This window comes from Amaricoccus solimangrovi, from assembly GCF_006385685.1.
GTDB classification, from domain to species: domain Bacteria; phylum Pseudomonadota; class Alphaproteobacteria; order Rhodobacterales; family Rhodobacteraceae; genus Amaricoccus; species Amaricoccus solimangrovi.
Genome location: NZ_VFRP01000136.1, coordinates 1 through 515, shown reverse-complemented (window position 1 = coordinate 515; position 515 = coordinate 1). Strand labels below are relative to the sequence as shown.

Sequence of the window (515 nt, the reverse complement as noted above, 5' to 3'; positions counted from 1 at the left end):
GATCAGATGGCCGCCCGCGCCGCGAAGGAACTGCGCGACGGCATGTATGTGAACCTCGGGATCGGCATCCCGACGCTGGTGTCGAACTACATCCCCGAGGGGATCGACGTGACGCTGCAGTCGGAGAACGGCATGCTCGGCATGGGTCCCTTCCCGACCGAGGCCGAGCTCGACCCCGACCTGATCAACGCCGGCAAGCAGACGATCACCGAACTCGACCGCACCTCGTACTTCTCCTCCGCCGACAGTTTCGGCATGATCCGGGGCGGCAAGATCGACATGGCGATCCTCGGCGCGATGGAAGTGGCCGAGAACGGCGACCTCGCGAACTGGATGATCCCGAAGAAGCTCGTCAAGGGCATGGGCGGCGCGATGGACCTCGTCGCGGGCGTGAAGCGCGTCGTCGTGGTGATGGACCACGCGTCCAAGCACGGCGAATCGAAGCTGCTGCGCGAATGCACGCTGCCGCTGACCGGCACGGGCGTCGTGGACCGGATCATCACCAATCTCGGCGT

Annotated in this window: 1 protein-coding gene; it reads left to right on the top strand. The window is 65.4% G+C overall.

Annotated elements, in window-relative coordinates:
* Positions 1–515: 3-oxoacid CoA-transferase subunit B (locus FJM51_RS23610; protein ID WP_210240419.1), on the top strand; the 515-nt coding region annotated here is incomplete at both ends.